At 70.9% G+C, this 26,356-nt stretch carries 24 protein-coding genes; 6 read left to right on the top strand and 18 right to left on the bottom strand.

The window, feature by feature from the left end; translation table 11 throughout:
- Positions 1-48 precede the first annotated feature (48 nt).
- Positions 49-1,014, bottom strand: a complete 966-nt coding sequence (locus ACQP2T_RS11505) for an ABC transporter substrate-binding protein (protein WP_433516126.1) — start codon at positions 1,012-1,014, stop codon at positions 49-51.
- A 103-nt stretch (positions 1,015-1,117) separates the two neighbouring features.
- Here ACQP2T_RS11505 and ACQP2T_RS11500 point away from each other — a divergent pair, with 103 nt between their 5' ends.
- The 3 genes from ACQP2T_RS11500 to ACQP2T_RS11490 are packed head-to-tail and all read left to right on the top strand — an operon-like array spanning position 1,118 to position 3,974.
- On the top strand, positions 1,118-2,152 hold the full coding sequence (locus tag ACQP2T_RS11500; protein ID WP_433516125.1) for a FecCD family ABC transporter permease: 1,035 nt from the start codon (positions 1,118-1,120) through the stop codon (positions 2,150-2,152).
- Positions 2,149-3,195 carry a FecCD family ABC transporter permease gene (locus ACQP2T_RS11495; protein ID WP_433516124.1) on the top strand — a complete coding sequence of 349 codons (1,047 nt, stop codon included), beginning with the start codon at positions 2,149-2,151 and terminating at the stop codon, positions 3,193-3,195. The genes ACQP2T_RS11500 and ACQP2T_RS11495 overlap by 4 nt, the downstream gene beginning before the upstream one ends.
- Positions 3,192-3,974, top strand: coding sequence for an ABC transporter ATP-binding protein (locus tag ACQP2T_RS11490; RefSeq protein WP_357950460.1), 783 nt, complete (start codon positions 3,192-3,194; stop codon positions 3,972-3,974). The genes ACQP2T_RS11495 and ACQP2T_RS11490 overlap by 4 nt, the downstream gene beginning before the upstream one ends.
- A 175-nt stretch (positions 3,975-4,149) precedes the next feature.
- On the opposite strand, the gene ftsY is transcribed toward ACQP2T_RS11490, so the two are convergent.
- The 12 genes from ftsY to ACQP2T_RS11430 all read right to left on the bottom strand — a co-directional run bounded on the left by ftsY (position 4,150) and on the right by ACQP2T_RS11430 (position 18,400).
- Positions 4,150-5,337 carry a signal recognition particle-docking protein FtsY gene (gene ftsY / locus ACQP2T_RS11485; RefSeq protein ID WP_433516123.1) on the bottom strand — a complete coding sequence of 396 codons (1,188 nt, stop codon included), beginning with the start codon at positions 5,335-5,337 and terminating at the stop codon, positions 4,150-4,152.
- A 340-nt stretch (positions 5,338-5,677) separates the two neighbouring features.
- A complete protein-coding gene (locus ACQP2T_RS11480) occupies positions 5,678-9,472 on the bottom strand; it encodes an AAA family ATPase (RefSeq protein WP_433519757.1) in 3,795 nt (1,264 codons plus the stop codon).
- Positions 9,473-9,655: 183 nt separating this feature from the next.
- Entirely contained in the window at positions 9,656-9,850 is a 195-nt protein-coding gene (locus ACQP2T_RS11475) for a hypothetical protein (RefSeq protein ID WP_090938435.1), read from the bottom strand.
- 191 nt (positions 9,851-10,041) lie between these two features.
- Positions 10,042-10,311: an acylphosphatase gene (locus ACQP2T_RS11470; RefSeq protein ID WP_363996912.1), complete on the bottom strand. Its 270-nt coding sequence runs from the start codon at positions 10,309-10,311 to the stop codon at positions 10,042-10,044.
- A gap of 76 nt (positions 10,312-10,387) precedes the next feature.
- The gene (mutM, locus tag ACQP2T_RS11465; protein ID WP_433516122.1) at positions 10,388-11,233 is read right to left on the bottom strand and encodes a bifunctional DNA-formamidopyrimidine glycosylase/DNA-(apurinic or apyrimidinic site) lyase; all 846 of its coding nucleotides are present in this window, start codon (positions 11,231-11,233) and stop codon (positions 10,388-10,390) included.
- Positions 11,234-11,953: a ribonuclease III gene (gene rnc / locus ACQP2T_RS11460; RefSeq protein ID WP_357950763.1), complete on the bottom strand. Its 720-nt coding sequence runs from the start codon at positions 11,951-11,953 to the stop codon at positions 11,234-11,236.
- Positions 11,954-12,192: 239 nt separating this feature from the next.
- Complete coding sequence (rpmF, locus tag ACQP2T_RS11455; RefSeq protein WP_033409409.1) at positions 12,193-12,372, bottom strand: 50S ribosomal protein L32; 180 nt, start codon at positions 12,370-12,372, stop codon at positions 12,193-12,195.
- 1 nt (position 12,373) lies between these two features.
- Complete coding sequence (locus ACQP2T_RS11450) at positions 12,374-12,820, bottom strand: YceD family protein (RefSeq protein ID WP_433516121.1); 447 nt, start codon at positions 12,818-12,820, stop codon at positions 12,374-12,376.
- A gap of 174 nt (positions 12,821-12,994) precedes the next feature.
- Positions 12,995-13,471, bottom strand: a complete 477-nt coding sequence (gene coaD / locus ACQP2T_RS11445) for a pantetheine-phosphate adenylyltransferase (RefSeq protein WP_433516120.1) — start codon at positions 13,469-13,471, stop codon at positions 12,995-12,997.
- A gap of 15 nt (positions 13,472-13,486) precedes the next feature.
- A complete protein-coding gene (rsmD, locus tag ACQP2T_RS11440; protein WP_433516119.1) occupies positions 13,487-14,053 on the bottom strand; it encodes a 16S rRNA (guanine(966)-N(2))-methyltransferase RsmD in 567 nt (188 codons plus the stop codon).
- A gap of 467 nt (positions 14,054-14,520) precedes the next feature.
- Positions 14,521-16,698: an ATP-dependent DNA helicase RecG gene (gene recG / locus ACQP2T_RS11435; RefSeq protein WP_433516118.1), complete on the bottom strand. Its 2,178-nt coding sequence runs from the start codon at positions 16,696-16,698 to the stop codon at positions 14,521-14,523.
- Positions 16,699-16,732: 34 nt separating this feature from the next.
- A complete protein-coding gene (locus tag ACQP2T_RS11430; protein WP_433516117.1) occupies positions 16,733-18,400 on the bottom strand; it encodes a DAK2 domain-containing protein in 1,668 nt (555 codons plus the stop codon).
- A gap of 201 nt (positions 18,401-18,601) precedes the next feature.
- Between ACQP2T_RS11430 and rpmB the strand changes: the two genes are divergently transcribed.
- A complete protein-coding gene (gene rpmB, locus ACQP2T_RS11425; protein WP_049556934.1) occupies positions 18,602-18,787 on the top strand; it encodes a 50S ribosomal protein L28 in 186 nt (61 codons plus the stop codon).
- 359 nt (positions 18,788-19,146) lie between these two features.
- Here rpmB and thiD read toward each other — a convergent pair whose 3' ends face one another.
- The 3 genes from thiD to ACQP2T_RS11410 all read right to left on the bottom strand — a co-directional run bounded on the left by thiD (position 19,147) and on the right by ACQP2T_RS11410 (position 23,367).
- On the bottom strand, positions 19,147-19,950 hold the full coding sequence (gene thiD, locus ACQP2T_RS11420) for a bifunctional hydroxymethylpyrimidine kinase/phosphomethylpyrimidine kinase (protein WP_433516116.1): 804 nt from the start codon (positions 19,948-19,950) through the stop codon (positions 19,147-19,149).
- Positions 19,951-20,279: 329 nt separating this feature from the next.
- Entirely contained in the window at positions 20,280-22,184 is a 1,905-nt protein-coding gene (locus ACQP2T_RS11415) for a hypothetical protein (protein ID WP_433516115.1), read from the bottom strand.
- Positions 22,185-22,311: 127 nt separating this feature from the next.
- A complete protein-coding gene (locus ACQP2T_RS11410) occupies positions 22,312-23,367 on the bottom strand; it encodes a thiamine-phosphate kinase (protein ID WP_433519756.1) in 1,056 nt (351 codons plus the stop codon).
- Between the two features lie 68 nt (positions 23,368-23,435).
- Here ACQP2T_RS11410 and ACQP2T_RS11405 point away from each other — a divergent pair, with 68 nt between their 5' ends.
- The gene (locus ACQP2T_RS11405; protein ID WP_225291979.1) at positions 23,436-23,669 is read left to right on the top strand and encodes an Lrp/AsnC family transcriptional regulator; all 234 of its coding nucleotides are present in this window, start codon (positions 23,436-23,438) and stop codon (positions 23,667-23,669) included.
- 14 nt (positions 23,670-23,683) lie between these two features.
- Positions 23,684-24,124: a DUF3515 domain-containing protein gene (locus ACQP2T_RS11400; protein WP_433516114.1), complete on the top strand. Its 441-nt coding sequence runs from the start codon at positions 23,684-23,686 to the stop codon at positions 24,122-24,124.
- A gap of 20 nt (positions 24,125-24,144) precedes the next feature.
- On the opposite strand, the gene ACQP2T_RS11395 is transcribed toward ACQP2T_RS11400, so the two are convergent.
- Positions 24,145-25,239: a D-alanine--D-alanine ligase family protein gene (locus ACQP2T_RS11395; protein WP_433516113.1), complete on the bottom strand. Its 1,095-nt coding sequence runs from the start codon at positions 25,237-25,239 to the stop codon at positions 24,145-24,147.
- 103 nt (positions 25,240-25,342) lie between these two features.
- On the bottom strand, positions 25,343-26,353 hold the full coding sequence (locus ACQP2T_RS11390) for an NAD(P)H-dependent glycerol-3-phosphate dehydrogenase (protein ID WP_433516112.1): 1,011 nt from the start codon (positions 26,351-26,353) through the stop codon (positions 25,343-25,345).
- Positions 26,354-26,356: the final 3 nt, after the last annotated feature.

Genomic DNA, 26,356 nt, shown 5'->3' with positions numbered 1-26,356 from the left:
CACAGCCGGCCAGAAAGCGGCTCCAGCCGGAACCGCTTTCTGAGCCGGTCAGGAAGTGGTTCTGGCGGGATCGACGGCGAAGAGCTTCGCCACGTCGTCGAGGATCGCATGGGCGCCCTGGATGCCGACCGCGCTCATCCAGGTCAGGTCACTGACCTCGTGCTTCTCCCCCTTGAGCTTCCCCCACAGCGGGTTGCCCACGAACTTCTCCTTGGGCCCCTCAGACGACGGGTCCGGATATGTCGCGACAAAGAGGTGGTCCGCGTCCAGGTCCCCGATGCGCTCCTGGCTCACGTCCACCACGATCGCGTCCTGCTTGGTGGGCTGGCCCTCCGGGCGCGGGAAGCCGACGTCCTTCATCACGACACCCGAGTAGGAGTTCTCGACGTACAGCCGCGTCGTCGGCTCACCGGCGAACCTGACGATGGAGATGGTCGGCAGCTTCCCGTCCTTCTCCTTGATCGCGGTGCCGATCTTCGCGGCCCGCTCCTCGTACGACTTGATCGTCGTGTCGGCGAGCTGCTCCTGGCCCAGGGCCTGTCCCATGAGCCGGAGGTTGTCCTTCCAGATGGCGCCGGTGGTCTCGCTGAAGACGGTCGGGGCGATCTTGGACAGCTTCTCGTAGAGGGCCTCGTGGCGGACCTTGGCCGAGACGATCAGGTCGGGCTTGAGCGCGATGATCTTCTCCAGGCTGGGCTGCTCCAGGGTGCCGACCGGGGTGGCCTCCTTGCCGTACTCGGCGGCGACGGAGCCAAGGTAATCGGGTAGCTTCGTGTCGATGGACCGATATGTGGTGTAGCCGACCACCGGCGTCCGCAGCGTCAGCACCGCGTCCACGAAGCTCTGGTCCAGAGCCACCACCCGCTTGGGCCGCACCGGGATCTTGGTCTCACCCATCGCGTGCTTGACGGTACGGAACGGTTCCGCCGGCTTCCGCTCAGCCGGAGTCGAAGAACCACAGGCGGCGAGCGCCGCCACGAGTACGGCCCCCACCAGAGCGCGCAACGGTCTCATCTGATCCCTTCCCAGCAAAGATTAGGCAACCCTAATTAAGGTTAGCCCTGCCTAACCTGGCATACTTCACCAAGCTCGGGCAAATAAGCAGAGGAGGAACGGCGTGACCGCAACCGCTGTGACGCCGCGCCCGCACGGCGTTCAGCATCGGCGGCTCACCGTTCTCCTGGTCCTGCTCGGGGCCGTCGTGATCGGTGTGGTGTTGAGCATCACGATCGGCGCCAAGTCCGTACCGCCGGCCGACGCCTGGCACGCGCTCACCGCCCCGACCGGCACCGAGAACGACATCGTCATCCGCTCGCTACGCGTCCCCAGGACCGTGCTCGGCGTACTGGCCGGGTTAGCGCTGGGCGTCGCGGGCGCGCTCATGCAGGGCCACACCCGCAACCCGCTCGCCGACCCAGGGCTCCTCGGCGTGACGCAGGGGGCGGCGTTCGCCATGGTCGCCTCCATCATCCTGCTGGGCGCCTCCAGCCTGCTCGCCTACATCTGGTTCGGCCTGGCCGGCGCGCTGATCGCCAGCGTCGGCGTGTTCGCGCTCGGCATGGTCGGCGGGCGCGGCGGCCCGACGCCGGTGACGCTCGCCCTGGCGGGCACCGCCGTGAGCGCCTTCCTGTACGCGCTGACCTCGGCCATCGTGCTCCTGGACGAGCAGGCGATGGACGTGTTCAGGTTCTGGCAGGCCGGCTCCATCGCCTCCAGGGGCTCCGAGGTGGTCTGGCAGGTGCTGCCGTTCATTCTGGTCGGCCTGGTGCTGGCGATGGTCAACGCGCCGGGGCTGAACGCGCTGGCCCTCGGCGAGGACGTCGCCCGTGGCCTCGGCCAGAACATCGCCCTCACCCGCACCGTCGGCGTCGCCGCCGTCACCCTGCTCACCGGCGCCTCGGTCGCCGCCTGCGGGTCGCTGGCGTTCGTCGGGCTGATCGTGCCGCACCTGGTCCGCCCGCTGTCCGGCACCGACCATCGGTGGCTGCTGCCGTACTCCGGGCTGGTCGGCGCGGCGCTGCTGCTGCTCGCCGACGTGATCGGCCGCGTGGTCGCCCCGCCGGGCGAGCTGGAGGTCGGCGTGGTGCTCGCGCTGCTCGGCGCCCCCTTCTTCGTCGTCCTGGTCCGCCGCAGGAAGCCGGTGCGGCTGTGACGACGACGATCCCGCTGCGGGTGGCGGGCCTGTCCTGGCGGGTACGGCCGCGCGCCGTCGCCGTAACGCTCGGCGGCCTGGCGCTCCTCGGCCTGCTCATGGCCCTGAACATGCGCATCGGCGACATCCCGATGAGCCTGTCCCAGGTGCTGGGCGGCACCTTCGACGTCAACAGCGCCGAACATTTCGTGATCATGGAGCTCCGTCTGCCGCGCGCCCTGACCGGCGCCCTGGTGGGCGCGGCGCTGGCGCTGTCCGGCGCGATCATCCAGTCCATCGCGCGCAACCCGCTGGCCAGCCCCGAGATCCTCGGCGTCACCACCGGCGCGTCCGTCACGGTCGTGGCCGGGGTGGTGGCCAGCGGCAGCGCGTACGGCGGGGTCAGCGGGCTGCTCTCGACCCTCGGCATCCCCCTGCTGGCCCTGGTCGGCGGCCTGGCTGGAGCCGTGATCGTGTACGCGCTGGCCTGGCGGCGCGGGCTCGACGGCTACCGGCTGGTCCTGGTCGGCATCGGCGTGGCCGCGGTGTTCACCAACGTCAAATACTGGCTGCTGACCGTCGGCGACGTGAACGACACCGGCCGGGCCATGGTCTGGATCAGCGGCTCGCTCAACGGCCGGGGCTGGGAGCATGTGCTGCCCGTGGCGCTCGCGCTGGCCGTACTCGTGCCGCTGACGCTGCTCGGCACCCGCTCGCTCGACGCGCTGCGCTTCGGCGACGACACGGTCACCGCGCTCGGCCTGCGGATGAACCCGGCGCGCGCGCTGATGATCCTCGCCGCGGTGCTCCTCGCCGCCGTCGCCACGGCCTCGGCGGGCCCGATCGCGTTCGTCGCGCTGGCCGCGCCGCAGGTCGCGCTCCGGCTGACCCGCTACGGCCAGCCACCGCTGTTGTCATCGGCGGTGGTCGGCGCCGTGCTGACCGCCGCCGCCGACCTGATCGCGCGTACCGTCTTCTCCCCGATCGAACTGCCCGTCGGCGTCGTGACCGCGGTCCTCGGCGCCCCGTACCTGATCCACTTGATCTGGAAGGCGCGCAAATGAGGCTCCAGGCCGTCGACGTCAAGCTCGGGTACGGCGATCGCACCATCGTCGATGGGCTCGACCTCGGCATCGAGGCGGGCACGGTCACCACGATCATCGGCCCCAACGGCTGCGGCAAATCCACCCTGCTGCGCGCGCTCGGCCGGCTGCTCCGGCCGCAGGGCGGTGAGGTGCTGCTCGACGGCAAGCGCATCGACCGGACCCCCACCCGCGAGGTGGCCAAGATCCTCGGCGTACTGCCCCAGGCGCCCACGGCGCCGGAAGGGCTGACGGTCGCCGACCTGGTCGCCAGGGGCAGGCACCCGCACCAGACCTGGTACCGGCAGTGGTCGTCGGACGACGAGTCGGCCGTGGACGAGGCGCTGGCCATGACCGGCCTGGCGGACCTCGCCGAACGCCCCCTGGACGAACTCTCGGGAGGGCAGCGTCAGCGGGCCTGGATCTCCATGGCGCTGGCTCAGGGCACCGACCTGCTACTGCTCGACGAGCCGACCACGTTCCTGGACCTGGCGCACCAGGTGGAGGTCCTGGAGCTGGTACGGCACCTGCACGGGGCAGCGGGCCGGACCATCGTCATGGTCCTGCACGACCTCAACCTGGCGGCCCGCTACACCGACCGGCTGGTGGCCATGCGGGAGGGCCGGGTGGTGGCCGCGGGCGACCCGCACGAGGTGCTGACGGAGGACCTGCTGCGGGAGGTGTTCGAACTGGACGCCAAGATCATCGCCGACCCGGTGGCAGGCACGCCACTCGTCATCCCCATCGGCACACACCGCTGAGGGCGGCACTCACGCCCAATCCCCTGGCGGCACGCATCCCTGACAGCCCGTCAGCACACACCGCTCAACCCGCGTCAGCATGCCCTCCTGACGGCCCGGCGGCACAGCCCCTGGCGGCGCGGCAACGGTTCAGCCGAGCGCGCCCAGCGCCCGCCGCACATCCTCATATCCCGATTTACTTGGAATTGTCGTCGCCGAGAATGGCGTCCACGAACACCTCGGGATCAAAGGGCGCCAGGTCGTCGGGACCCTCGCCGAGCCCCGCCAGCTTGACCGGAACCCCCAGCTCCCGCTGGACCGAGATGACGATGCCGCCCTTGGCCGTGCCGTCGAGCTTGGTCAGCGCGATGCCGGTGATGTTGACGACCTCGGCGAACACCTGAGCCTGCCGCATCCCGTTCTGGCCGGTGGTGGCGTCGAGGACGAGGAGCACCTCGTCGACCGTGGCCTTCTTCTCGATGACCCGCTTGACCTTGCCCAGCTCGTCCATGAGGCCGGTCTTGGTGTGCAGGCGGCCGGCGGTGTCGACGATGACGACGTCGGCCTTCTCCTCGATGCCCTTGGCCGTGGCGTCGAAGGCGACGGAGGCGGGGTCGCCGCCCTCCGGCCCGCGTACGACGTCGGCGCCGACCCGGTCGCCCCAGGTCTGGAGCTGGTCGGTGGCGGCGGCCCGGAACGTGTCCGCCGCGCCGAGCACGACCTTCTTGCCGTCGCCGATCAGCGCGCGAGCCAGCTTGCCCGTGGTGGTGGTCTTGCCGGTGCCGTTGACGCCGACGACGAGCACGACAGCGGGCCGCTCGCCGTGCTTCTGGACGTGCAGCGTACGGTCCAGATCGGGGTTGATCTGGGCGAGCAGCTGCTCCCGGAGCAGCTTGCGCACCTCCTCGGGGGTGCGGCTGCCGAGCACCTTGACCTTCGTGCGCAGCTCCTCGACCATGGCGCGCGTCGGCGCCACGCCGACGTCGGCGGTGATCAGGCTCTCCTCGATCTCGTCCCAGACCTCGTCGTCGAGGCGGTCGCGGGACAGCAGCTCCAGCAGGCCGCGCCCGAGCGTGCTCTGCGAGCGGGCCAGCCGGGAGCGCAGCCGCACCATCCGGCCGGCGGACGGCGGCGGCACCTCGATCTCGGGCGTGACGACAGCGGGTTGCGCGGGCGGCGGGAGCGTGGTGGTCGCCCCTCCCCCCTCACCCTCCTCCGCGCCGGGCGCGGGACGCTGCTCGGGGAGCGTGGGTGCCTGGGGCGTCTTGGGCGGTTCGACCGGCGGCGCGCCCTTGCCACCGGGCCTGAAGAGCAGGAAAAGGCCGCCGGCCGCCAGCAGGGCGACGACGACCACGATCACGATGACGCCGAGGTAACCATCCACAACAGGTCAGTTTTCCAGATGGACCGGCATGCTGATGACCCGCGCCGCGCGGACCGGCCCGATCGGGACCCAGACGATCAGTACCGGACCATCAGGACCGGACCACCCGAGCCGGACCATCAGGACCGGGCGACCGACACAGGGACGACCGAGGTCGGATGACCGACACGGGGACGACCGAGGTCGGATGACCGACACGGGGACGACCGAGGTCGGATGACCGACACGGGGACGACCGAGGTCGGATGACCGACACGGGGACGACCGAGGTCGGATGACCGACACGGGGACGACCGAGGTCGGATGACCGGAAACCGGCGACCGAACGACCGGGACGATGTCAGGCGGACTCGCGCTCCCGGAGTCGCTGGCTCACCACCTGGGTGACGCCGTCGCCGCGCATCGACACGCCGTAGAGGGCGTCGGCGATCTCCATCGTCCGCTTGTTGTGGGTGATGACGATCAGCTGGGAACTCTGCCGCAGCTCCTCGAAGAGCCGCAGCAGCCGCTGCGTGTTGGTGTCGTCGAGGGCCGCCTCCACCTCGTCCATCACGTAGAACGGGGAGGGCCGCGCCTTGAAGATGGAGATCAGGAACGCCACCGCGGTCAGCGACCGCTCCCCACCCGACAGCAGCGACAGCCGCTTGACCTTCTTGCCGGGCGGCCGGGCCTCGACCTCGATGCCGGTGGTCAGCATGTCGCCGGGCTCGGTCAGCACCAGGCGGCCGTCGCCGCCGGGGAACACCCTGGTGAAGATCTGCTCGAACTCCCGCGCCACGTCCTCGTAGGCGGAGGAGAACATCTGCTCCACCCGGTCGTCGACCTCCTTGACCACCAGCAGCAGGTCGCGCCGGGTCTTCTTGAGGTCTTCGAGCTGCGAGTTGAGGAAGGCGTGCCGCTCCTCCAGCGCCGCGAACTCCTCCAGGGCCAGCGGGTTGACCTTGCCGAGCTGGTTCATCTGCTTCTCGGCGATCTTGGCCCGCTTCTCCTGCTCCTCGCGTACGTAGGGGACGGGCGGGTCGCCGGGGACCGGCGCCTCCGGGCCGTACTCGGAGATCAGTGACTCGGGCTCGACGCCGAACTCCTCCAGGGCGCGCTGCTGGAGTTGTTCGAGGCGGAGCCGCTGCTCGGTGCGGGCGACCGCGCTGCCGTGGACCCGGTTGACCAGCTTGTCGAGCTCCTGGCCCAGCTCGCGTACGTGCAGGCGGACCTGCTTGAGCTCGGCGTCGATCGCGACGCGGGCCAGGTCGGCCTCGTCGCGTTCGCGGGCGGCGAGCTGGATGGACGTCGCCAGGACCTTGAGCACCTGCTTGGCACCGCTGCTCACGGCCTCGGCCACCGCGGCCTGCCGTCTGCGCCTGGCCCGCTGGGCGGCGGCCTCGGCACGTTCGTGGCGTTCGCGCTGGGCCGCCCTGATCAGGCCGTCGGCCCGGCCTTCAATGCCCTTGACCCGCTCCTCCGCGGTGCGGACCTGCAGGCGGGTCTCCATCTCGCGCTGCCTGGCGACCTGGCAGGTGGCGGCCAGCTCGTCGCGGACCTCGGTGGTCGGCTCGGTCTCCAGCTCCTGTGCGTATTCGGCCTCGGCCAGGCGGATCTCCAGCTCGGCCAGCTCCTCCAGCCCCTCGGCGCGGGACTCCTCAGCCGTCGTGACGCTCTTGGCGAGGCGCTGGGCCTCGGCGCGCGCGGCGTCGGCGGCGGCTTCGAGCTGGGCCAGTCGCTTGGCCGCCGCGGCGTTGCGCTGGTCGGCCTCCCGCTGCCTGGCTCTGACCTGGTCGAGCGCGCCCTGGGCGGCGTTGACCCCGGCCTGGGCGGTGCCCGCGGCGGTCTGCGCCTCGTTGACCTGGCTCTGCGCCGACTCCAGGGCCAGCTGCGCGGCCTGCTCGGCGGCCGCGGCCTCCTCCAGGGCGGCGGCGGTCTCCTCGGCCCTGCCCTCGGCCTCCTCCAGGTCCGCGACGGCGTCGTCGAGCGCCGCTCGCACCTGCAGCACGGAGGTGCCGCCCTCGGAGCCGCCGCTGGCCAGATGGGCGCCGACGAGGTCGCCGCCTTTGGTCACGGCCCGCAGCTCGGGATGGGCGGCCACGATCGCGCGGGCGGCCTCGAGGTCGTCCACGACGACGACACCGGCCAGCACATGGTCGAGGGCGGCCCTGAGGTGCCCGGGCACCGTCACCAACGCGGCGACCCAGCGACTCCCCTGAGGCGCGGCCGCGCGTACCTGGTCGGCGACCTGTCCGCCGGAACCCGCGACGTGGACCTGATCGGCGGCCCGCCCATCAGAACCCGCGACGAGATCGGCAGCCGACCCATCGAGACGCGCCACGCCATGCCGGTCACCGCCCCGTCCGTCGGCACCCGCCACCAGGAGGGTCGCCTGGCCCGCTTCCTTGACGCGAAGCAGTTCGAGGGCGCCGATCGCGGTGTCCACCGTCTTGACGGCGATCGCGTCGGCGATCGGCCCGAGCACGGCCGCGACCGCCGGCTCGGCGCCCGGCGTGACCTGCATCGAGGCCGCCAGCGGGCCGAGCACCCCGGCCAGGTCGGTCTCAAGGAGGGCCGCACCGCCGTCGCCCTTGGCCAGGCCGAGCTCCAGGGCCTCGCAGCGGGCCCGGAGGGCCGCCACGGACCGCTGGGCCTCCTGGTCGGTGGCGCGGGCCGTGCCGATGCCCGACCGGGCGGACTGAAGAGCCGCTCGCGGCGCGTCGAGCGCGGACTTGGCCTGCTCGACCGCCGCGCGAGCCTCGTCGGCCGCCGCCTTGGCCTCGTCGACCAACGACTGCGCGGTGACCAGCTCCGCAGCGAGCGCCGGGTCGACGGCGGGCTCCTCCAGTCGCCGCGCCTCCAGGTCCTCACGGGCCTGGCGCTCACGTCCGGCGGCCTCGGTCACGGCGCGGGTGAGGCGGCCGATCTCGTCTTCGGCGGCACGGGCCCTGCTGCGTACGGAATCGACCTGGCCGCGCAGTTTGGCCAGGCCCTCGCGCCGGTCGGCGGCGGCCCGTGAGGCCATCGCGAGCCGCTGCTCCTCGGCGCTCAGCTCGGCCTCGGACTCGGCGCGCCGCTGGACCGCCTCTTCCAGCAGGTCCTGGGCCTGCTCCAGCTCCGCCCGGAGGATCAGCTCGTGCTCGCGTACCTCGGCCGCCTCGCGTTCGAGCTCCTCCGGGTCGCGCCCGCGCCGCTCGATGGCGGCCGCGTCGAGCGCGTGGCGGTGCCGTTCGGCGGCCAGTTGTTCGAGGCCGGTGATGCGTTCGCGCAGGGAGGAGAGCCGGAAGTAGGTCTCCTGGGCGGCGCTCAGCCGGGGCTGGGCCTCGGCCTCGGCGCTCTCCAGGGCGGCCTCCCGCTGCTGGCCCTCGGCCAGCTCGGACTCCACCCTGGTGCGCCGGGCCAGGATCGCCGCCTCGTCGGCCGCCTCGCGCTCCAGCGTCTCGCGCAGCACGCACACGTCGTCGGCCAGCAGGCGCAGCCGCGCGTCGCGCAGGTCCGCCTGGATGACGGCGGCCTTGCGGGCGATCTCCGCCTGGCGGCCGAGCGGCTTGAGCTGGCGGCGCAGCTCGGTGGCGAGGTCCTGGACGCGGGTGAGGTTGGCCTGCATGGCGTCGAGCTTGCGGAGCGCCTTCTCCTTGCGCTTGCGGTGCTTGAGCACGCCCGCGGCCTCTTCGATGAACGCGCGCCGGTCTTCGGGACCCGCGTGGAGCACGGCGTCGAGCTGGCCCTGCCCCACGATGACGTGCATCTCACGGCCGATGCCCGAGTCGGACAGCAGCTCCTGGATGTCGAGCAGGCGGCAGGTGTCGCCGTTGATCGCGTATTCACTCTGGCCCGACCTGAACATCAGGCGGCTGATCGTGACCTCGGTGTAGTCGATCGACAGCGCGCCGTCGGAGTTGTCGATGGTCAGCGTCACCTCGGCCCGGCCGAGCGGCGGCCTGGAGGAGGTGCCGGCGAAGATGACGTCTTCCATCTTGCCGCCGCGCAGCGACTTGGCGCTGTGCTCGCCCATGACCCAGGCCAGGGCGTCGACGACGTTGGACTTGCCCGAGCCGTTGGGGCCCACCACGCAGGTGATGCCGGGCTCGAAGCGGAGGGCGGTCGCGGAGGCGAACGACTTGAAGCCGCGCAGGGTGAGGGTCTTCAGGTGCAAGACCACGCCCCCTTCTCCGAGAACCGACTTCGAAAAGCCTACTGGTCTTCACTGCCCCACGAGGGCGTGTGCAGTCGAGGCCGCGTCGGTTTGGTAAAGGAGGCACCAAGCTCTAGGGAATAACCAAATAACAAGGGACGCCTCTTCGAGACGTCCCTGGGGTGTCGTGCGCTCCGGACACTCTTAGGTGAGTGCCGGCTCGCGCTCTTGCATACGGCTGAGCGCCTCGTCGCGGGTTTGCGCCGCAAGAGCGTCATTCGTGGCCTGGAGTCGGATGAGTTCTGCCTCCAAATCCCGGATCCGCTGTTGCAGACGGCGCATCTCCGAGACCATTCGAGGGTCAGGACCGCCGACGTGGCCGAGTAGAGCCTTCGCCATGGTAAAGGGTCCTCCACGCTGAGTGACCAGACTGGTTCGCGCACTTCTTATTCCGCGGGAGGGGTGCGCGTGGTACCTAACAAGAGTCGCACCGGCAGTGTGGGCGGTCAAGTCGAACGAACCGCATAGACCCACCCTCGGGCACTCCCGACATACAACTATACCCTATTTGGGGCGTTTAACGAAACCCCTTACCTCTCCACAAACCCCCCCAAACTACCTCGGGCTTCGCTCCATCGTTCCACCACTCCATCGACTCTGCCCGGCGTGTCGCAACCTCTGAGCAGCTCCAGCAGCTTGACGCAGGACTCTTGTGTGCCTTCCGCCACTATCTCCACCCGGCCGTCGGCCGCATTCCTCGCCCAGCCCGTGAGTCCGAGCTCCAGAGCCCGTGCCCGCGTCCACCATCGGAAGCCCACACCCTGCACTCGCCCCCGCACCCAGACCGTCAACCTCACCATGAGATCCCCCTTTTTCCTTTACGCAAGCCGGACTCCATGTCAAGGGTCCCATCGGAGCGCGGGCGGGAGGGCTCGCTCAGCGAGGCTTGCGCTGGCAGGTCGGGCAGCTGTAGGACGAGCGGTTCATGAACGGGTCGCGCCTGATCGGGCTGCCGCAGCGGGAGCAGGGCTGGTCGCGCCGGCCGTAGACCTCCAGGGAGCGCTCGAAGTAGCCGCTCTCGCCGTTGACGTTGACGTACAGGCTGTCGAAAGACGTCCCGCCCTGCAGGAGGGCGGCGCCCATGACCTGGCGGACCGCGGCCAGGAGCTCGGCGATCTTGGGGCGGGTGAGGGTCTGGGTGGGCCGGGCCCAGTGGAGTCTCGCCAGCCAGAGCGCCTCGTCGGCGTAGATGTTGCCGACTCCGCTGATCAAGGACTGGTCGAGCAGGGCCCGTTTGATCTCGGTCTTCTTCTTGCGCAGGTTCGTGGCGAAGGCGGCCTCGTCGAACGCCTTCTCGAACGGGTCGGGGGCTATGTGCGCGATCGGCGCGGGGATGCCCTCGACCAGAGGGGTGAGCATGACGTGGCCGAAGGTCCGCTGGTCCACGAAGCGGAGGTCGGAGCCGCCGTCGACGAAGCCGAGGCGTACGCGTAGATGCTTCTCCAGCGGCGAGTCGGGCGGCACGATGAGCAGCTGGCCGCTCATGCCCAGGTGCGCCAGGAGCGCCTCGTCGTCGCCCGAGAGCGGCAGCCACAGGTATTTGCCGCGGCGCTCCGCGGAGAGCACCGTACGGCCTCTCAGGCGCGCGCAGAACTCCTCGACGCCCGGCACGTGCCGCCTGGTGGCGCGGGGATGGAGCACCTCGGCTGAGGCGATCTCCCGGCCGGTGACCCATTCGGCGAGGCCGCGGCGGACGACCTCGACCTCCGGCAGCTCTGGCACCTAGCCCGCCGGCTGGCTCTCGCGCTGCTCGCGGCGGGCCCTGATGCGGGTCCACGCCGCCTCGGCCGCCTGCTGCTCGGCCTCCTTCTTGCTGCGTCCGGTGCCCGCGCCGTAGGACTCGCCGCCCACCCGCACTTCGGCGGTGAACGACTTGGCGTGGTCGGGGCCGCTCTCCTCGACGTGGTACTCGGGCACGCCGAGCGCCTCTGAGGCGGTGAGCTCCTGCAGCGAGGTCTTCCAGTCGAGGCCGGCGCCCAGCGAGGCCGAGCGGACGATCAGCGGGTCGAACAGCAGGTGCACGACCCGGAACGCCTCGTCGAGGCCCTTGTCGACGTAGACGGCGCCGATCAGCGCCTCCAGCGTGTCGGCCAGGATCGAGGACTTGTCACGGCCGCCGGTGCCCTCTTCGCCCCTGCCGAGCCGCAGGAACCGGCCCAGGCCGAGCGTGCGGGCCACATCGGCCAGGGCACGCATGTTGACCACCGCGGCCCGCAGCTTGGCCAGCTGGCCTTCGGGCAGGTCGGGGTGGTTGCGGTAGAGGGTGTCGGTCACGACGAGGCCGAGCACCGAGTCGCCGAGGAACTCCAGGCGCTCGTTGGTGGGCAGGCCACCGTTCTCGTACGCGTAGGAGCGGTGGGTCAGCGCCCGCTCCAGGATGTCGGAGCCGAGGCCGACCAGCAGCACCCGCTCCAGCTCTTCTCGGGCGACCTCGACGGCCACCGGCTTAGGACCTGCGCCCACGTGCTTCCTCCTCGGACATCTTCACATGGCGCGACGGCTGCGGAAGATGCCCGAAAACGTGGTGGGCGTCGGGGGGACCAAACCCCGGCGTCCACCACGGCCGCGGGCGAACCGCCACCGCACGCGTCAGACGGTAACGCCGACCGGGGCACAATGGCACCCGGTCGGCAGTGCGTCAACCCTTCGAGCGGTCATGGTCCGCTCACCAGGTGGTGCGATCAGGCGGACGGCTCGATCACCTGGCGGCGGTTGTAGGTGCCGCAGGTGGGGCACGCGATGTGCGGCTGCTTCGGCGAACGGCACTGCGGGCAGCTCACCAGGGCGACAGCAGTCGTCTTCCACTGGGAGCGACGGGCGCGGGTGTTGCTCCGCGACATCTTTCGCTTCGGGACGGCCACGTCACTTCTCCTGATCGTTATCGTTCTCGGTAACCAGACCTTGCAACGACGCCCAGCGAGCGTCGATCTTCTCGTGCCGGTGATCGTCGCCGGCCTCGGCCAGCTTGATCCCGCATTCCGTGCAGAGACCCGCGCAGTCTTCACCGCAGACGGGGCTCAGCGGCAGTGCGAGCACCGCCGCGTCGCGGAACGTCGGCTCGAGGTCGAGCAGCTCGCCGTCGAGCAGTGAATCCTCCTCCGAGGCGTCCTCGTCGGAGTAGAAGAACAGCTCCTGCAGGTCGACCTCGATCTCCGAGGTGACCGGGTCGAGGCACCGCGCGCACTCCCCGGCGAGCGGGGCGCGCGCCACGCCCGAGACGAGCACGCCTTCCATCACTGCTTCGAGCCGGAGATCCAGCTCGACTTCGGCGTCCTTGGGGACACCGATCATGTCGACGCCGAGATCCACCGGTGCCGGGAGGGACAGAGTCATCCGCTTCATCGAGCCCGGTCGCCTACCCAGGTCGTGAGTGGAGATCACCCAAGGGGAGCGGGGGTCGAGGTGCTGAGTCATCTGCTCTCGCTAGGCATGGCGAAATGTCGCCGTCGTACAAGGCCGAAATCAAAGGATAGCAGGTCGGTGTCAGCTCCTGAGCCGCTCGATGAGGAGCTCGTGCACCAGGTCAGGCACCAGTCCGGACACGTCACCACCGTATCGGGCGATCTCCTTGACCCTGCTGGAGGACAGGAAGGAGTATTCGGGGTTGGTCGGCATGAACAGCGTCTCGACCCCCGACAACCGGTAGTTGAGCTGTGCCATCTGCAGCTCGTAGTCGAAGTCACTGACCACCCTGATCCCCTTGACGATCGCGGGGATGTCGTTCTGCTTGCAGAAGTCCACGAGCAGGCCATGGAATTTCTGCACCTTGACGTTCGCGTACTCCTTGGTCACGGTGTGCAGGATCTCGATCCGCTCGTCGACCGTGAACAGGCCACTCTTCTCGAGGTTGATGAGCACTGCCACGGTCACCTCGTCGTACAGCCGGGCAGCCCGGCCGATGATGTCGAGGTGGCCGTTGGTGATGGGGTCGAATGACCCCGGGCAGACAACGCGGCGCAAAACGCCTCCCCAGGTCTACGGGTTCCCGGCGGCGCGACCGTACCAAACGGATGCTTCGCCGTAGCGACGGACCCTCTCCTCTGCGTAGCCTTCGGGCCACACCAGGGCTTTTCCCCTGCTTTCCCGCTCGAACGCCACCAAAGCCCCATCCGTCAGCCAGCCGTTGTCGCGCAGCGACTCCAGTACGCGTGTGACCTCGTCGTCGGTGACGGCATAGGGCGGATCCGCGAAAACTATGTCGTAGCCCTCCTCTTCGGGCTTCGCCAGGAACCGCTCGACCTTGTCGGCCACCACCCGCGCGCCGTCGAGCGCCAGCGTCTCGACGTTCGCCCTGATCGTGCGGACGGCCTTCGGGTCGGACTCGACGAGCACCGCGTGGGCCGCCCCCCGGGACAGCGCCTCCAGCCCGACGGCCCCCGACCCCGCGTACAGATCGATCACCCGGGCGCCCGCCAGCCCGTGCAGCGAGTCGAGGGTCAAGAAGATCCCTTCTCGCGCCCTGTCACTGGTCGGTCTCGTCCCGCGCCCCGGCGGCACGGCCAGCCGCCTGCCACCCGCGCTCCCCGCGATGATCCGAGTCATGAGGGCCATTGTTCCGCATGTCGACGCAGGTCAAGAGTGGACAAGTGTCGGCCTCGAGTACGCAAGGGTGATTCCCATCGCGGGGAGGGTCTCGCATGATGGGTCCTGCGGCCTTCAAGGTGACCCAGTTGGAGGCCGACCGGCGTGATCGTGAGCCCTTCCGCACGCCGGTTCCCTCGGCACCTGACCCGAGGGTGGGCCCAGCCGGGGACGGCATTCGGGGGGAGGCCGTCCCCGCGGCTGGGACTCTGTCAACATCAAGATCAAGGGCTTTTTTTGGTTTTACGGCACGGCCTGGTTGGCCGCCACCCGCCATACGTGGCTGAGGGCCTCCAGGAATACGGCCGCTGAGCCCGCACAGGGCCGGGCGCCGTTACGTGCGATTCTTACTCGATTCCGTGGCATCTCATGCCCAGGGATCAGGTCTTCTCCAAGCACCGGGATCAGGCCTTCCCCAGTGCCCGGGATCAGGTCTTCTCCAAATATTCGGCCCGCTCGTCCGCCAGCAGGCGGTCTATCTCCGCGCGCAGACCGTCGTTGGACTTCAGGTCCGGGTCGGCGGCCAGCAAGGCCGCGGCCTCGTCTCTGGCCGCCTCTATGACGTCCTCGTCGCGCAGGAGCTGGAGCAGCTTCAAGGACGAGCGTTTGCCTGACTGGGCCGCGCCCAGGACGTCGCCTTCGCGGCGTTGTTCGAGGTCCACGCGGGACAGCTCGAAGCCGTCGAGGGTCGCCGCCACGGCCGACAGGCGGGCTCGGGCGGGGGTGCCCTCGGGGAAGTCGGAGATCAGGAGGCAGAGGCCGGGCAGGCCGCCCCGGCCGACCCGGCCGCGGAGCTGGTGGAGCTGGGAGACGCCGAAGCGGTCGGCGTCCATGATGATCATGACTGACGAGTTGGGCACGTCGACGCCGACCTCGATGACCGTGGTGGCGACGAGGACGTCGAGCTCGCCACGGGTGAACGCGCGCATGATCGCGTCCTTCTCCTCCGGCGGGAGCTTGCCGTGCAGGACGCCCAGCCGGAGGTCGCGGAAGGGGCCGCTGGAGAGCAGCTCGGCCACGTCGAGGACGGCCAGCGGCGGGCGCCGCTCGTCGTCGGACGGCGGCGCCTGCAGATCCCCCTCGTCGCCCTCCAGGTCGCCGATGCGCGGGCAGACGATGTAGGCCTGCCTGCCGAGGGCGACCTCCTCGCGGACCCGCTCCCAGGTGCGCTCCAGGAAGTGCGGCTTCTCGGCGGCGGGCACCACATGGGTGGTGATCGGCGCGCGGCCCGAGGGCAGCTGCGACAGCGTCGAGACCTCCAGGTCGCCGAACACCGTCATGGCGACCGTACGCGGGATCGGGGTGGCGGTCATGACCAGCACGTGCGGACGGCCGCCGCCGGCCTTCTCGCGCAGCGCGTCACGCTGCTCCACACCGAACCGATGCTGCTCGTCGACCACGACCAGCCCCAGGTCGGCGAACTGGACGTGCTCCTGGAGCAGGGCGTGCGTGCCCACGACGATGCCCGCGGTGCCGGAGGCGGCGTCGAGCAGCGCGGACCTGCGCCCGGCGGCGTTCATGGAGCCGGTGAGCAGGGTGACGGCCGTGCCGCCGAACATGCCGCCCTGCGCGAGGTCGCCCAGCATGCCGCTGATCGAGCGGTGGTGCTGCTGGGCCAGCACCTCGGTGGGCGCCAGCAACACCGCCTGGCCACCCGCGTCGACCACCTGCAGCATCGCGCGCAGCGCCACCACGGTCTTGCCCGCGCCCACCTCGCCCTGCAGCAGCCGGTGCATGGGATGCTCCAGCGCCAGGTCGGCCGCGATCTCCTCGCCGACGAGCGCCTGCCCCTCGGTGAGCGAGAACGGCAGCCGCCCGTCGAAGTCGGCCAGCAGGCCGTCGGCCCGCCGGGGCCGGGACCTGGCCGGCCACGCGGTCGCCGCCTGCCTGCGCTGCAGCAGCACGGCCTGCAGGACGAACGCCTCGTCGAACTTCAGCCGCTCACGCGCCCGCCGCATGTCGGCGAAGTCCTTCGGCCGATGGATGGACACCAGCGCCTCGCCCAGCCCCTCCAGCCCGCGCCGGTCCCGCAGCTCGGCGGGCAGCGGATCGTCGAGGGGCCCGAGCGTGTCGAGCACCACGCCGATCGCCCGCCTGATCGCCCACGGCGTCAGATCCTTGCCCGCCGGATAGATCGGGACCGGCGCCGCCGCGAAGTCCTCGGCGCTCGCCTCGCCCTCCTCGAACAGCTCGAACTCCGGGTGCGACAGCTGCCACCGCGGCGTCGTCCTGGACCCGAACATGCCCACCTTCCCGGCGAACATCCCCCGCCGCCCCGGCTTGAGCCGCGACTCGGCCACGTGGGAGCCCTTACCGAAGAACGACAGGTAGATCTTGTTGCGCCCGCCGTCGACGACCTCGACCTCCAGCCAGGTGCCGCCGCGGTTGCGCATGGGCTTGCGCATCAGCCTCGTGACCTCGCCCACCACGGTGACGTGCTCGTCGACCTCCAGCGCGTCGAGCGAGGTCAGCTCCCCGCGCTCGGCGTAGCGGCGCGGGTAGTGGCGCAGCAGGTCGCCGACCGTCTCCAGGCCGAGCACGCTGTGCAGCAGCTTGGCGGTCTTGGGGTCGAGCGCTTTCGTCAGGGGCTCGTCGAAACGGCTCACGGGACTATGTTCTACCGCCTGCGGCCGACAGGAATCATTCGACACCGATGAGCAGTGGATAACCGCCCTGCTCTCCGTCGTAGACGACCAGGTCCACGTCGGGCCTGATGACCCTGAGGTGGGCTTCGACGTGCGCGGCCAGGCGTACCGGCGCGTCGGCCCCCGTGACCAGGGTGACCAGTTCGCCGCCGCCCGCCACCATCCGGTCCACGACGAGCGTGGCCACCTCCTCCAGCGTGCCGCCGATCACCGACACGTCGCCGTCGATCAGCCCGAGCACGTCGCCGGGACGGCACACGCCCGCGCTCGTCACCGCCTCGCGGTCGGCCACCACCAGGTGCCCGTGGCGCGTGTGCCCGGCCGCGTCGGTCATGGCCACCACGTCGTCGTCGAAGCGGCGCAGCGGATCGTGCACGGCCAGCGCGGCCAGGCCCTGCACGGTGGCCCTGGTGGGCAGCACACTGACCACGACGCCGTCCTCGCGGGCGATCTCGGCCGCCGCGGTGGCCACCGCCCCGGCGCCCTCGTCGTTCGGCAGCACCGCCACCTCGCCGCCCGCCTCCCGGATGGCGGCCAGCATCGCGGGCAGCGTGGGCCGCGTGCCGGGGGCGCGGCGTACCACCACGGCGCCGCACTCCTCGAACAGCGCCGCGATCCCGTCGCCCGCCGCGACCGCCACCACGCCCCGGCCCGCACCGGCCGTGTGCGTGCGCTCGGCCAGGTAGGTGATCCTGATCCGGTACGGCCGGCCCGCGCGCAGCGCCGCCTCGACCGCGGGGCCCGCCTCGCCGACATGTACGTGGACGTTCCACAGGCCCTCGCCGCCGACCACGACGAGCGAGTCGCCCATCGCGTCGAGCTCCTCGCGCAGCTTGGCCACCGCGGCGTCGTCCGCGTCGAGCAGGTACATCACCTCATAGCCGGCCCCCACCTCGCTCATCGGCGAGATCCGCGAGGTCGGCGCGGGCACGTCGTAGCGGTCGCTGTGGGAGCCGGTGATCACCCGTTCGAGCGACTCCAGGATGATCGCCAGCCCGGCGCCGCCGGCGTCCACGACGCCGCTGCGCGCCAGCACGTCCAGCTGCTCGGGCGTACGCCGCAGCGCCGCCCGCGCCGCACCGGCCGCCCGCCGCGCGACCGCCGCGAGATCACCCGTCACCTCCTGGCCCGGCACCTCAGGGGCGCGCACCTCCTGGCCGGGCACCTCGTGGGCGCGCACCTCCTGGCCGGGCACCTCGTGGGCGCGCACCTCCTGCCGGCTGGGCGCTTCCTGTACGGGCATCTCCTGTACGGCCTGCGCCGCCGCCTCCAGCACGCTCAGCACGGTGCCCTCGACCGGCCTGGCCACGGCCTCCCTGGCCAAGGTGGCGGCCCGCAGCAGCCCGGCGCGTAAGTCGGCGCCGTCCTTCAGCACCTCCGCGAGCCCGCGCAGGGCCTGGCTGACGATGACCCCCGAGTTGCCCCTGGCGCCGATCAGCGCGCCGTAGGAGAGGGTCTGCCACATCACCGCGGCGTCCACGTCGTCGGGCAGCGCCTCGACGGCCTCGGCCGCGGAGAGCACGGTCAGGTGCAGGTTGGTGCCGGTATCGCCGTCCGCGACCGGGAACACGTTGAGCGCGTCGATCTCCGCCCTGGCGCCGCCCAGAGCGTCGGCGGCCAGGCGGGCCCAGCGGCGTACCGCGGGCGGGTCGAGAACCTCCATCTGCGCGCTCCGACCTCCCCGCATGCGCTACCGTTAATGCAGGAGGATATCTCCGCATTTGAGCCCGTCTAGTGCTCGTGGTTCGCGCCCAGTGGCGCGGATCGGATATCCTCGTGTGGCTGGCCGGTTGTCCCGGCATGCCCTTCGCCCGGAAAGCATCACGCGGACAGGGCTACATCGACTGTTTTAAGGAGCGATACCGTGGCTTCCGTCTGCGATGTCTGCCGCAAGGGGCCGACCTTCGGCAACAACGTGTCCCACTCGCACCGCCGCACCCGCCGTCGCTGGAACCCCAACATCCAGACGGTCCGCGCGGTCATCGGCGGCACGCCGAAGAAGCTCAACGTGTGCACCTCGTGCATCAAGGCCGGCAAGGTCACCCGCTAGCCGGTTCCGACTTTCGCCAAAGCCCGCCTGCTCGGCACCGAGCGGCGGGCTTTCGCCGTGTCCGGGATGACTCGACGTCGGGGCCCCCGGTATCAGGGGTGACTCGACGTTTAGGGGTTCTCCCGACTCCACCGCAGGAACCCCGACCGCAACGGACCGTCCACTTCCGCACCCCCTCAGGGGGCATCCCACCCAAAGACCCCGGCCACAACCGGGGGCTCGGCGTCTGGGGGCGTCCGGGGGTCTCCCGACATCGGGGGTGGCCGGGTGTCCGGGGTGTGGCCCCGGCGTCCGGGGTGGCCTCAGCGTCCGGAATGCCCCGACAGCGGGGTGACTCAGCGCCCCCGGGGTGGCTCGGGTCAGCGCCAGCGCCAGGCGTGGTCGACCGGGCCGATGCCGTCGCCGAGCGGGAAGCCCTTGGCGATGGCGCCCGTGACGTACTCCTTCGCCTTGCCCACCGCCGTCGGCACGTCATCCCCCAGCGCGAGGTGGGAGGCGATGGCCGAGGCGAGCGTGCAGCCGGTGCCGTGCGTGTGCCGGTTGTCCAGGCGCGGCGCGGAGAAGCGATATTCGCTCGTGCCGTCCGTGAGCAGGTCCACGGGCTCGCCGGGCAGGTGACCACCCTTGATCAGGGCCCAGGCGGGACCCAGCTCCAGGATGGCGTCGGCCGCGCGGCGCAGGCCGTCCTCGTCCTCGACCTTGACCGAGGTGAGCTGCTCGACCTCCCACAGGTTGGGCGTGACGACGGTGGCGACCGGCAGCAGCCGCGTCTTGACCGTCTCGACGGCATCGGGCGCGAGCAGCGGGTCGCCGTGCTTCGACACGCCGACCGGATCGACCACCACCGGCGCCGAGTACGCGCCCAGCGCCGCCGCCACGACCTCGACCAGTCCGGGTGAGGCCAGCATGCCGGTCTTGACCGACCGCGCGCCGATGTCGCCGAGCACCGAGTCGAGCTGCGCCCGTACGGCCTCGGGCGGCAGTTCCCAGTAGCCCTGGACGCCGAGCGAGTTCTGCGCGGTGACCGCGGCGATGACGCTCATGCCGTGGACGCCCAAGGCGAGCATGGTCTTGAGGTCGGCCTGAATACCCGCCCCGCCGCCGGAATCGGACCCGGCGACGGTCAGCACGCATGGAGGGGTCGTAACCGTCATATCCCCCATCCAACCATCCCCCGCCGGAATGGCCGGCTAGCTGACGGCGTATCCCGTGCTTGGGTGGCCGGTTGGCAAACGGCCTCTCCCCCGCTGGGAGGGCCGGAGCTGACGACCCGTCCTCGCTGGGAGGGCCGGTCAGCTACGGCGGTACCCGATGGGATGGCGGGTCAGCTGCAGCCTGTCCCTGGTGGGATGGCGGGTCAGCTACGGCCCGTCCCTGGTGGGATGGCGGGTCAGCTACGGCCCGTCCCTGGTGGGATGGCGGGTCAGCTACGGCCCGTCCCTAGTGGGAGGGCCGATTAACTTACAGCCCCCTCCCCCACTGGCATGGCTGGTTAGTTGACGGCGCAGTCCCCGCCCACCAGGCCGCAGTTCGCCGGCGCGGCGCCCCGGCCCGTGGCCGAGATCGTCAGCTGGGCGGTGCCGCCCTCGGCGAGCGACTCGGTCAGGTCGATGATCAGCTGATCCCCATCCTGCGTCCACCCGGCGCCCTTCACGTCCAGCACCCGGCCGCGGATCGGCAGGGAGACCGTGAGCGACGGCAGCGCCGCCAGGGAGGAGTTGACGACGTCCAGCTGCGCGGTGTAGCCGACCAGCCCTTGGTTGGTCACGTCGAAGTTCAGGCTCACCGACTGACCGCCCGCGGCCTGGGCCGGGTCGGTGGGTCCGGGGGCCGCCGTGATAGCGCCGCTCGGGGTGCCGGGGTCGTTGATCACCGTAGCCTCTTCGGTCGGCTCCTCCGTGAGGCTCTCCGTCGGGGTCGGGTCGACCGGTTCCTTCGTGGGTTTGACCGGTTCCTTCGTCTTCGTCTTGGTCGGCTTCGGTGTCGGGGAGGCGCTACGGTGCGGCGTGTGCACGTTGGCCGTGGCCGACGGCTTCGGGGTGTCGGCGGCCTTGGTCTCCTTCTTGGTCGGCTCCTCGGAGGGCTCCTCCGTGGGCTCCTCATCCGCCGGGGACTCGCTGGGCTTCGCACCCGGCTGGTTGGTCACCTGTACGGCGGCGCAGGTGGCGCCGGCGCACTTGGCCGGATCGTTCGAGGAGCTCATCATCTTGACGCCGGCGACGGTACCGCCGAGGACGACCGCCACGGCGGCGACGGAGAGCAGCGCCACCTTGCCCCGCCCGCCACCGGGAGGCGCGGCGAGCACGTCGGGGTCGGCGGGCGGCTTCTTGCGGCCACGGCGGCGGCGCGGCTCCGGCTCGTCGATCGGCTCGTCCGACGACCAGCCCGAGCCGAGGAAGCCGTTGTCGGCGCTGTCCGCCCAGGCGGGCGTGGGCGCGTCGACCATGGTCGGCGCGCCGTACACCTTGACGTCGCCCGGCGTGGGCGGCTCGTTCGACGGCGGCCCGAACACCTCGGTGGAACCGAAGACCTGGGTGGCGCCGAAGGGCTCGTTGAAGTCACGTGTCTCGTTCGAGCCGGGCTCGCCGGCGGGTCCCGATGGCCGGCCGGGGGTGTCCCACTCCGGACGCGTGAAGGCGCCGGTCGTCTCGAACGGCCCCTCAGGGCGGTCGGACTGTCCGGCACCGCCCACCGGCGGCTGCTGCGGCTGGTTGAACCCGCCTTCGGGGGGCATGATGAACGCCCCCGTGGTCTCGGAAGGCCCCTCTGGGAACGCCCCAGAGCCCTCAGGACGCCCCTGGGGCCGCGTGGCCGACCCTTCGGGACGCATGAAGGGAAGGACCGAAGCCCCTTCGGGCCGGGTGAAACCGTCCGCGGGTCCTTCCGGGTGGGCGAAGCCGCCCGAGGGCCCTTCGGGGCGGGTGAAGCCGCCTGAGGGCCCTTCCGGATGGGCGAAGCCCCCTGCGGGTCCCTCCGGGCGGGTGAAACCGCCCGTGGGTCCTTCTGGGCGGCTGAACATGCTCGGGGGCTCGGCGGGAGACTCCGGGGGCCGGCCGGCGGTCTTCGACCGCGGCGGCGGCGCGAACGCGCCCGTCGTCTCGAACGGGTCAGGCCGTACGCCGGGAGCAGGGCCGGTCGGGGCCGGTCCGCCTTCCCGTTTCGGCATCGGCGCCCACTGGCCCGTCACCTCCACCTGGTCGGGCGGCGAGGGCCAGCCGGGTGGCTCGGCTCCTGGCTCGTCCGGGCCCCAGAAGGCGCTCTTGGCGGTCGGATCCGGGACGGCGGCCCACCTCGCGGCGGGGTCGGTGGTGAACCTGGGGTCCTCCTGCGAATCGTCGGAGCCCTCGTTCCCCCATTCATCCTCGTCGTCGGATCCACCTGTGCCGTGGCGGCCCATATGGCTGCCCTTTCTGCAGGTTACAGTGGCCGCCAATCTTCATAACACCTTTACTACGGCTTTGTCCCAGTAATCCCGGTAGTCACACCCCAAATCCGCCAAACCTTACACAAATCGCGGCGGCTTGTCACGCAAAGTGATCCCATCCGGCGTGACCAATTTCACGCCCTCGGACGTGAACTCCCTGACCTGCCGCTACGTCCCCCACGATCCGCCACGGAGGCGGCAGCGCCACTCCGGCGGGGAACACCGCCGCGAGCGCGTGATCCTCGCCGCCCGACAGCACCCAGTCCAGCGGATCGGCCCCCAGCCGCTCGGCCACCGCCGCCACCGGCTCCCCCACCACGAACGCGGCCGGGTCCAGCTCGACGCGTACGCCACTGGCCGCCGCGATGTGCCCAAGGTCCTGAAGCAGCCCGTCGCTCACGTCGAGCATCGCGCTCGCCCCCAGCTCCGCGGCTTGGGGCCCCGAGGAGTACGGCGGACACGGCCGCCGATGCGCGGCCACAGCCTCCCAGAGCGCCTCTCGCTGCGGAGAGAGGGGTATCCCCTCCGCACGGCCCCCCTCCGCACGACTCGGCCCCGCAGGACTCGCCTCCGCGCGACTGGCCTCCGCATGGCTCGGCTCCGAAGGGTCGCTGGGCGGCCAGCCGGATTCCAGCAGCGCCAGCCCCGCGGCGGCGTACCCAAGACGTCCGGCCACCGCCACCACCTGACCGGGGCGCGCGCCCGACCGGGTCACCGGCGCTCGGCCGCCCAGATCGCCCAGCGCCGTTACTCCGATGACGACCAGGTCGCCGCGCGCGATGTCGCCGCCCACGACGCTCGCCCCGACGATCGCGCACTCGTCACGGAACCCGTCGGCGAGCGCGTCGAGCCACTCCACCGGCAGATCCGCGGGCATCCCCAGGCCGACCACGATGGACGTCGGCACGGCCCCCATCGCGGCCACGTCGGCAAGGTTCTGAGCCGCGGCTTTGCGACCCACGTCATAGCCGCTGGACCAATCGCGGCGAAAGTGCCTACCCTCGAGTAGCAGGTCCGTAGACACCACGACGCGCCCGTCGGGCGCCCTTACCATTGCGGCGTCGTCGCCCGGCCCGAGTAGGACCGTCGCACCTTGCGGCAAGCGCCCGGAAATACGAGACACCGCTCCGAATTCGCCGAGATCTCCGACTGTGATGACGCACCTCCTGACGCACACAGGGTACGGTGGCCCTTCGGCGTGATCGAATCGCCCGGGAGGACGTAATGGTGCAGGCCTACATCCTTATTCAGACCGAGGTCGGCAAGGCCGCGAGCGTGGCCCGCGAGATTTCCGGCATCCCCGGAGTCACGCAGGCGGAGGACGTCACCGGCCCCTACGACGTGATCGTGCGCGCGGAGGCCAACAACGTCGACGAACTGGGCAAGCTGGTGGTCGCCCAGATTCAGGCCGTGGAGGGCATCACACGTACTCTGACGTGCCCGATCGTCCATATTTGAGGTAAATCTAGTTCATGCGCCGCACCACTGTCCTGCTCGCCCTGCTGATCCTCGCGGGGTGTGGCGGCGCCGTTCGCGTGGAGCCGCCCAAGCCTCAGGGGGAGGCGGCGGCGGCCTGCGAGAGCCTGGCCCGGCGGCTGCCCAAGATGCTTGACGGCGCCCCACGCGGTGAGTCGACGCCCGCGTCCCCGTACGTCACGGTCTGGGGGGAGGCGGAGATCGCGCTCCGCTGCGGTGTGCCGCGCCCGGCGCGGATGTCCCCGACCGACACGTTGCAGGAGATCGACGGCGTGGGCTGGTTCGCCGACCCCGACAAGCCGACCCTGTACACCGCGATCGAGGACCCCGCCTATGTCGAGGTCACGATCGCGGGCACCCACGTCGCCCCCTCGGTTCTCGCGGACCTCTCGGGGCCGATCAGCCAGGCGGCGGCCTCCCAGAAGCCGGCCCCGTAGTAAGTCAGCCCCGTAGTCAGTCAGCGCAGCCCGGGTGAACGGTGCAGGGCGAGCTGGATGAGCCGGTCGACCAGCGCCGGGTACGGCAGCCCCGAGGCGGCCCACAGTTGCGGCGCCACCGACAACGACGTGAACCCGGGCATGGTGTTGATCTCGTTGAAGATCAGCTTCCCCTCGGGCGTGTAGAAGAAGTCGACCCGCGACAGCCCCTCGCAGTCGAGCGCCTCGAACGCGCGCACGGCCATCTCCCGCAGCTCCTCGGCCACCGCCTCCGGGAGGTCGGCGGGCACGGTGAGCGACATCTGGTCGGGGTAGTACTTGGCCTCGAAGTCGAAGAACTCCTGACCGCCCTGGACCTTGACCTCGCCCGGCATCGAGGCGACCGCCGGCTCGTCGCCGAGCGACTCGAGCACCGCGCACTCGATCTCGCGCCCCTCGATGGCGGCCTCGATGAGCACCTTGGGATCGTGCTCTCGGGCGACCTCGACGGCCCGCTCCAGCGAGGCCCGGTCGTGCGCCTTGGAGATGCCCTGCGACGACCCGGCCCTGGCGGGCTTGACGAACACCGGCCAGCCGAGCTCCTCGGCCTCCTTCAGCACCCGCTCCCGGTAGAGCCGCCAGTCGCGCTCGCGCACCACCACGTGGCGTCCGATCGGCAGTCCGGCGGCGGCCATGACCGTCTTCATGTGGGCCTTGTCCATGCCCACCGCGCTGGCCAGTACGCCGGAGCCGACGTAGCGCACGCCGGCCATCTCCAGCAGGCCCTGGATCGTGCCGTCCTCGGCGAACGGGCCGTGCATGACGGGGAAGACCACGTCGACGCCGCCCAGCTCGACGGGAATGCTGCCCGGGTCGTAGGCCACCAGCGAGGCGCCGCCGGAGGGCAACGCCAGGGCCGCGCCCGTGGTGTCGACGGCGGGCAGCTCGCCGGACTCGATGGCGAACCGCTGGTCCGACGCGGCCAGCACCCACCTGCCGTCCTGGGCGATCCCGATGGGGATCACCTCGTACTTGCTCCTGTCGATCGCCTCCAGGACACTGCCGGCTCCCATCAGGGACACGGCGTGCTCGGAATTGCGACCTCCGAAAACGACGGCGACGCGTGGCTTGCTCATGAGGTCCGAATCTACCGGCGCGTACGCCGCACAGCGAGTCAAGCGCGCGGGTGACGTCGCCATACGCGCCCTGGACAGCCGGTCAAGCAGGCGGGTGACGTCGTCATACGCCGTAACGCTCGGGCTTGGGCGAGCGGGACATGAGCAGCATTCCGGCCTCGCTCGGCGACATGCCGTCGTGCACCACGCCGACCACGACCTCGGTGATCGGCATCTCCACGTCGTGCTTCCTGGCCAGCTCCAGCACGGACTCGCACGACTTGACGCCCTCGGCGGTCTGCCTGGTGGCGGCGATGACCTCGGCGAGTGTCATGCCGCGGCCCAGGTTCTCGCCGAACGTACGGTTGCGCGACAGCGGCGAGGTGCAGGTCGCCACCAGGTCGCCCATCCCGGCCAGACCGGCGAACGTGTGCGGGTCGGCCCCGAGCGCCGCGCCCAGCCGGGAGATCTCGGCCAGTCCTCTGGTCATCAGCATGGCGCCGACGTTGTCGCCCATCCCCATGCCCGCGGCCACGCCGACGGCCAGCGCGATCACGTTCTTGACCGCGCCGCCGAGCTCGACGCCGACCACGTCGGTGTTGGTGTAGGGGCGGAACCACGGCGGCAGGTGGCAGACCGCCTGCAGGCGCGCGGCGACCCCCTCGTCCACGCAGGCCACGACCGTGGCGGCGGGCTGGCGCTGGGCGATCTCCTTGGCCAGGTTGGGGCCCGAGACGACGGCGACCCGATCCTCGTGCACCCCCGCCACCTCGCGGATGACCTCGCTCATCCGCTTGGTCGTGCCGAGCTCGATGCCCTTCATCAGGCTGACCAGGACCGCGTCACGCGGGATGTGCTCACGCCAGGCGGCCAGGTTGGGCCGCAGGGACTGCGACGGCACGGCGAGCACCACGAAGTCGGCGCCGTCGAGCGCTTCGGCCGGGTCCGTCGTCGCGCGCAGCGACGGGGGCAGCGCCACGCCGGGCAGGTAGTCGAGGTTGGCGTGACCGCGCTCGATCCCCGCGACCAGCTCCGGCCGGCGGCCCCACAGCACAGTGTGGTTGCCCGCCTCGGCCAGGATCATCGCGAACGTGGTGCCCCACGATCCGGTGCCGAACACCGCGACCTTCGTCATGCC

This window comes from Nonomuraea sp. CA-143628, from assembly GCF_050942315.1.
Classification (GTDB): Bacteria; Actinomycetota; Actinomycetes; order Streptosporangiales; family Streptosporangiaceae; genus Nonomuraea.
The sequence above is the reverse complement of the archived record's forward strand: the minus strand, read 5'-3'. Positions and strand labels throughout refer to the sequence as shown.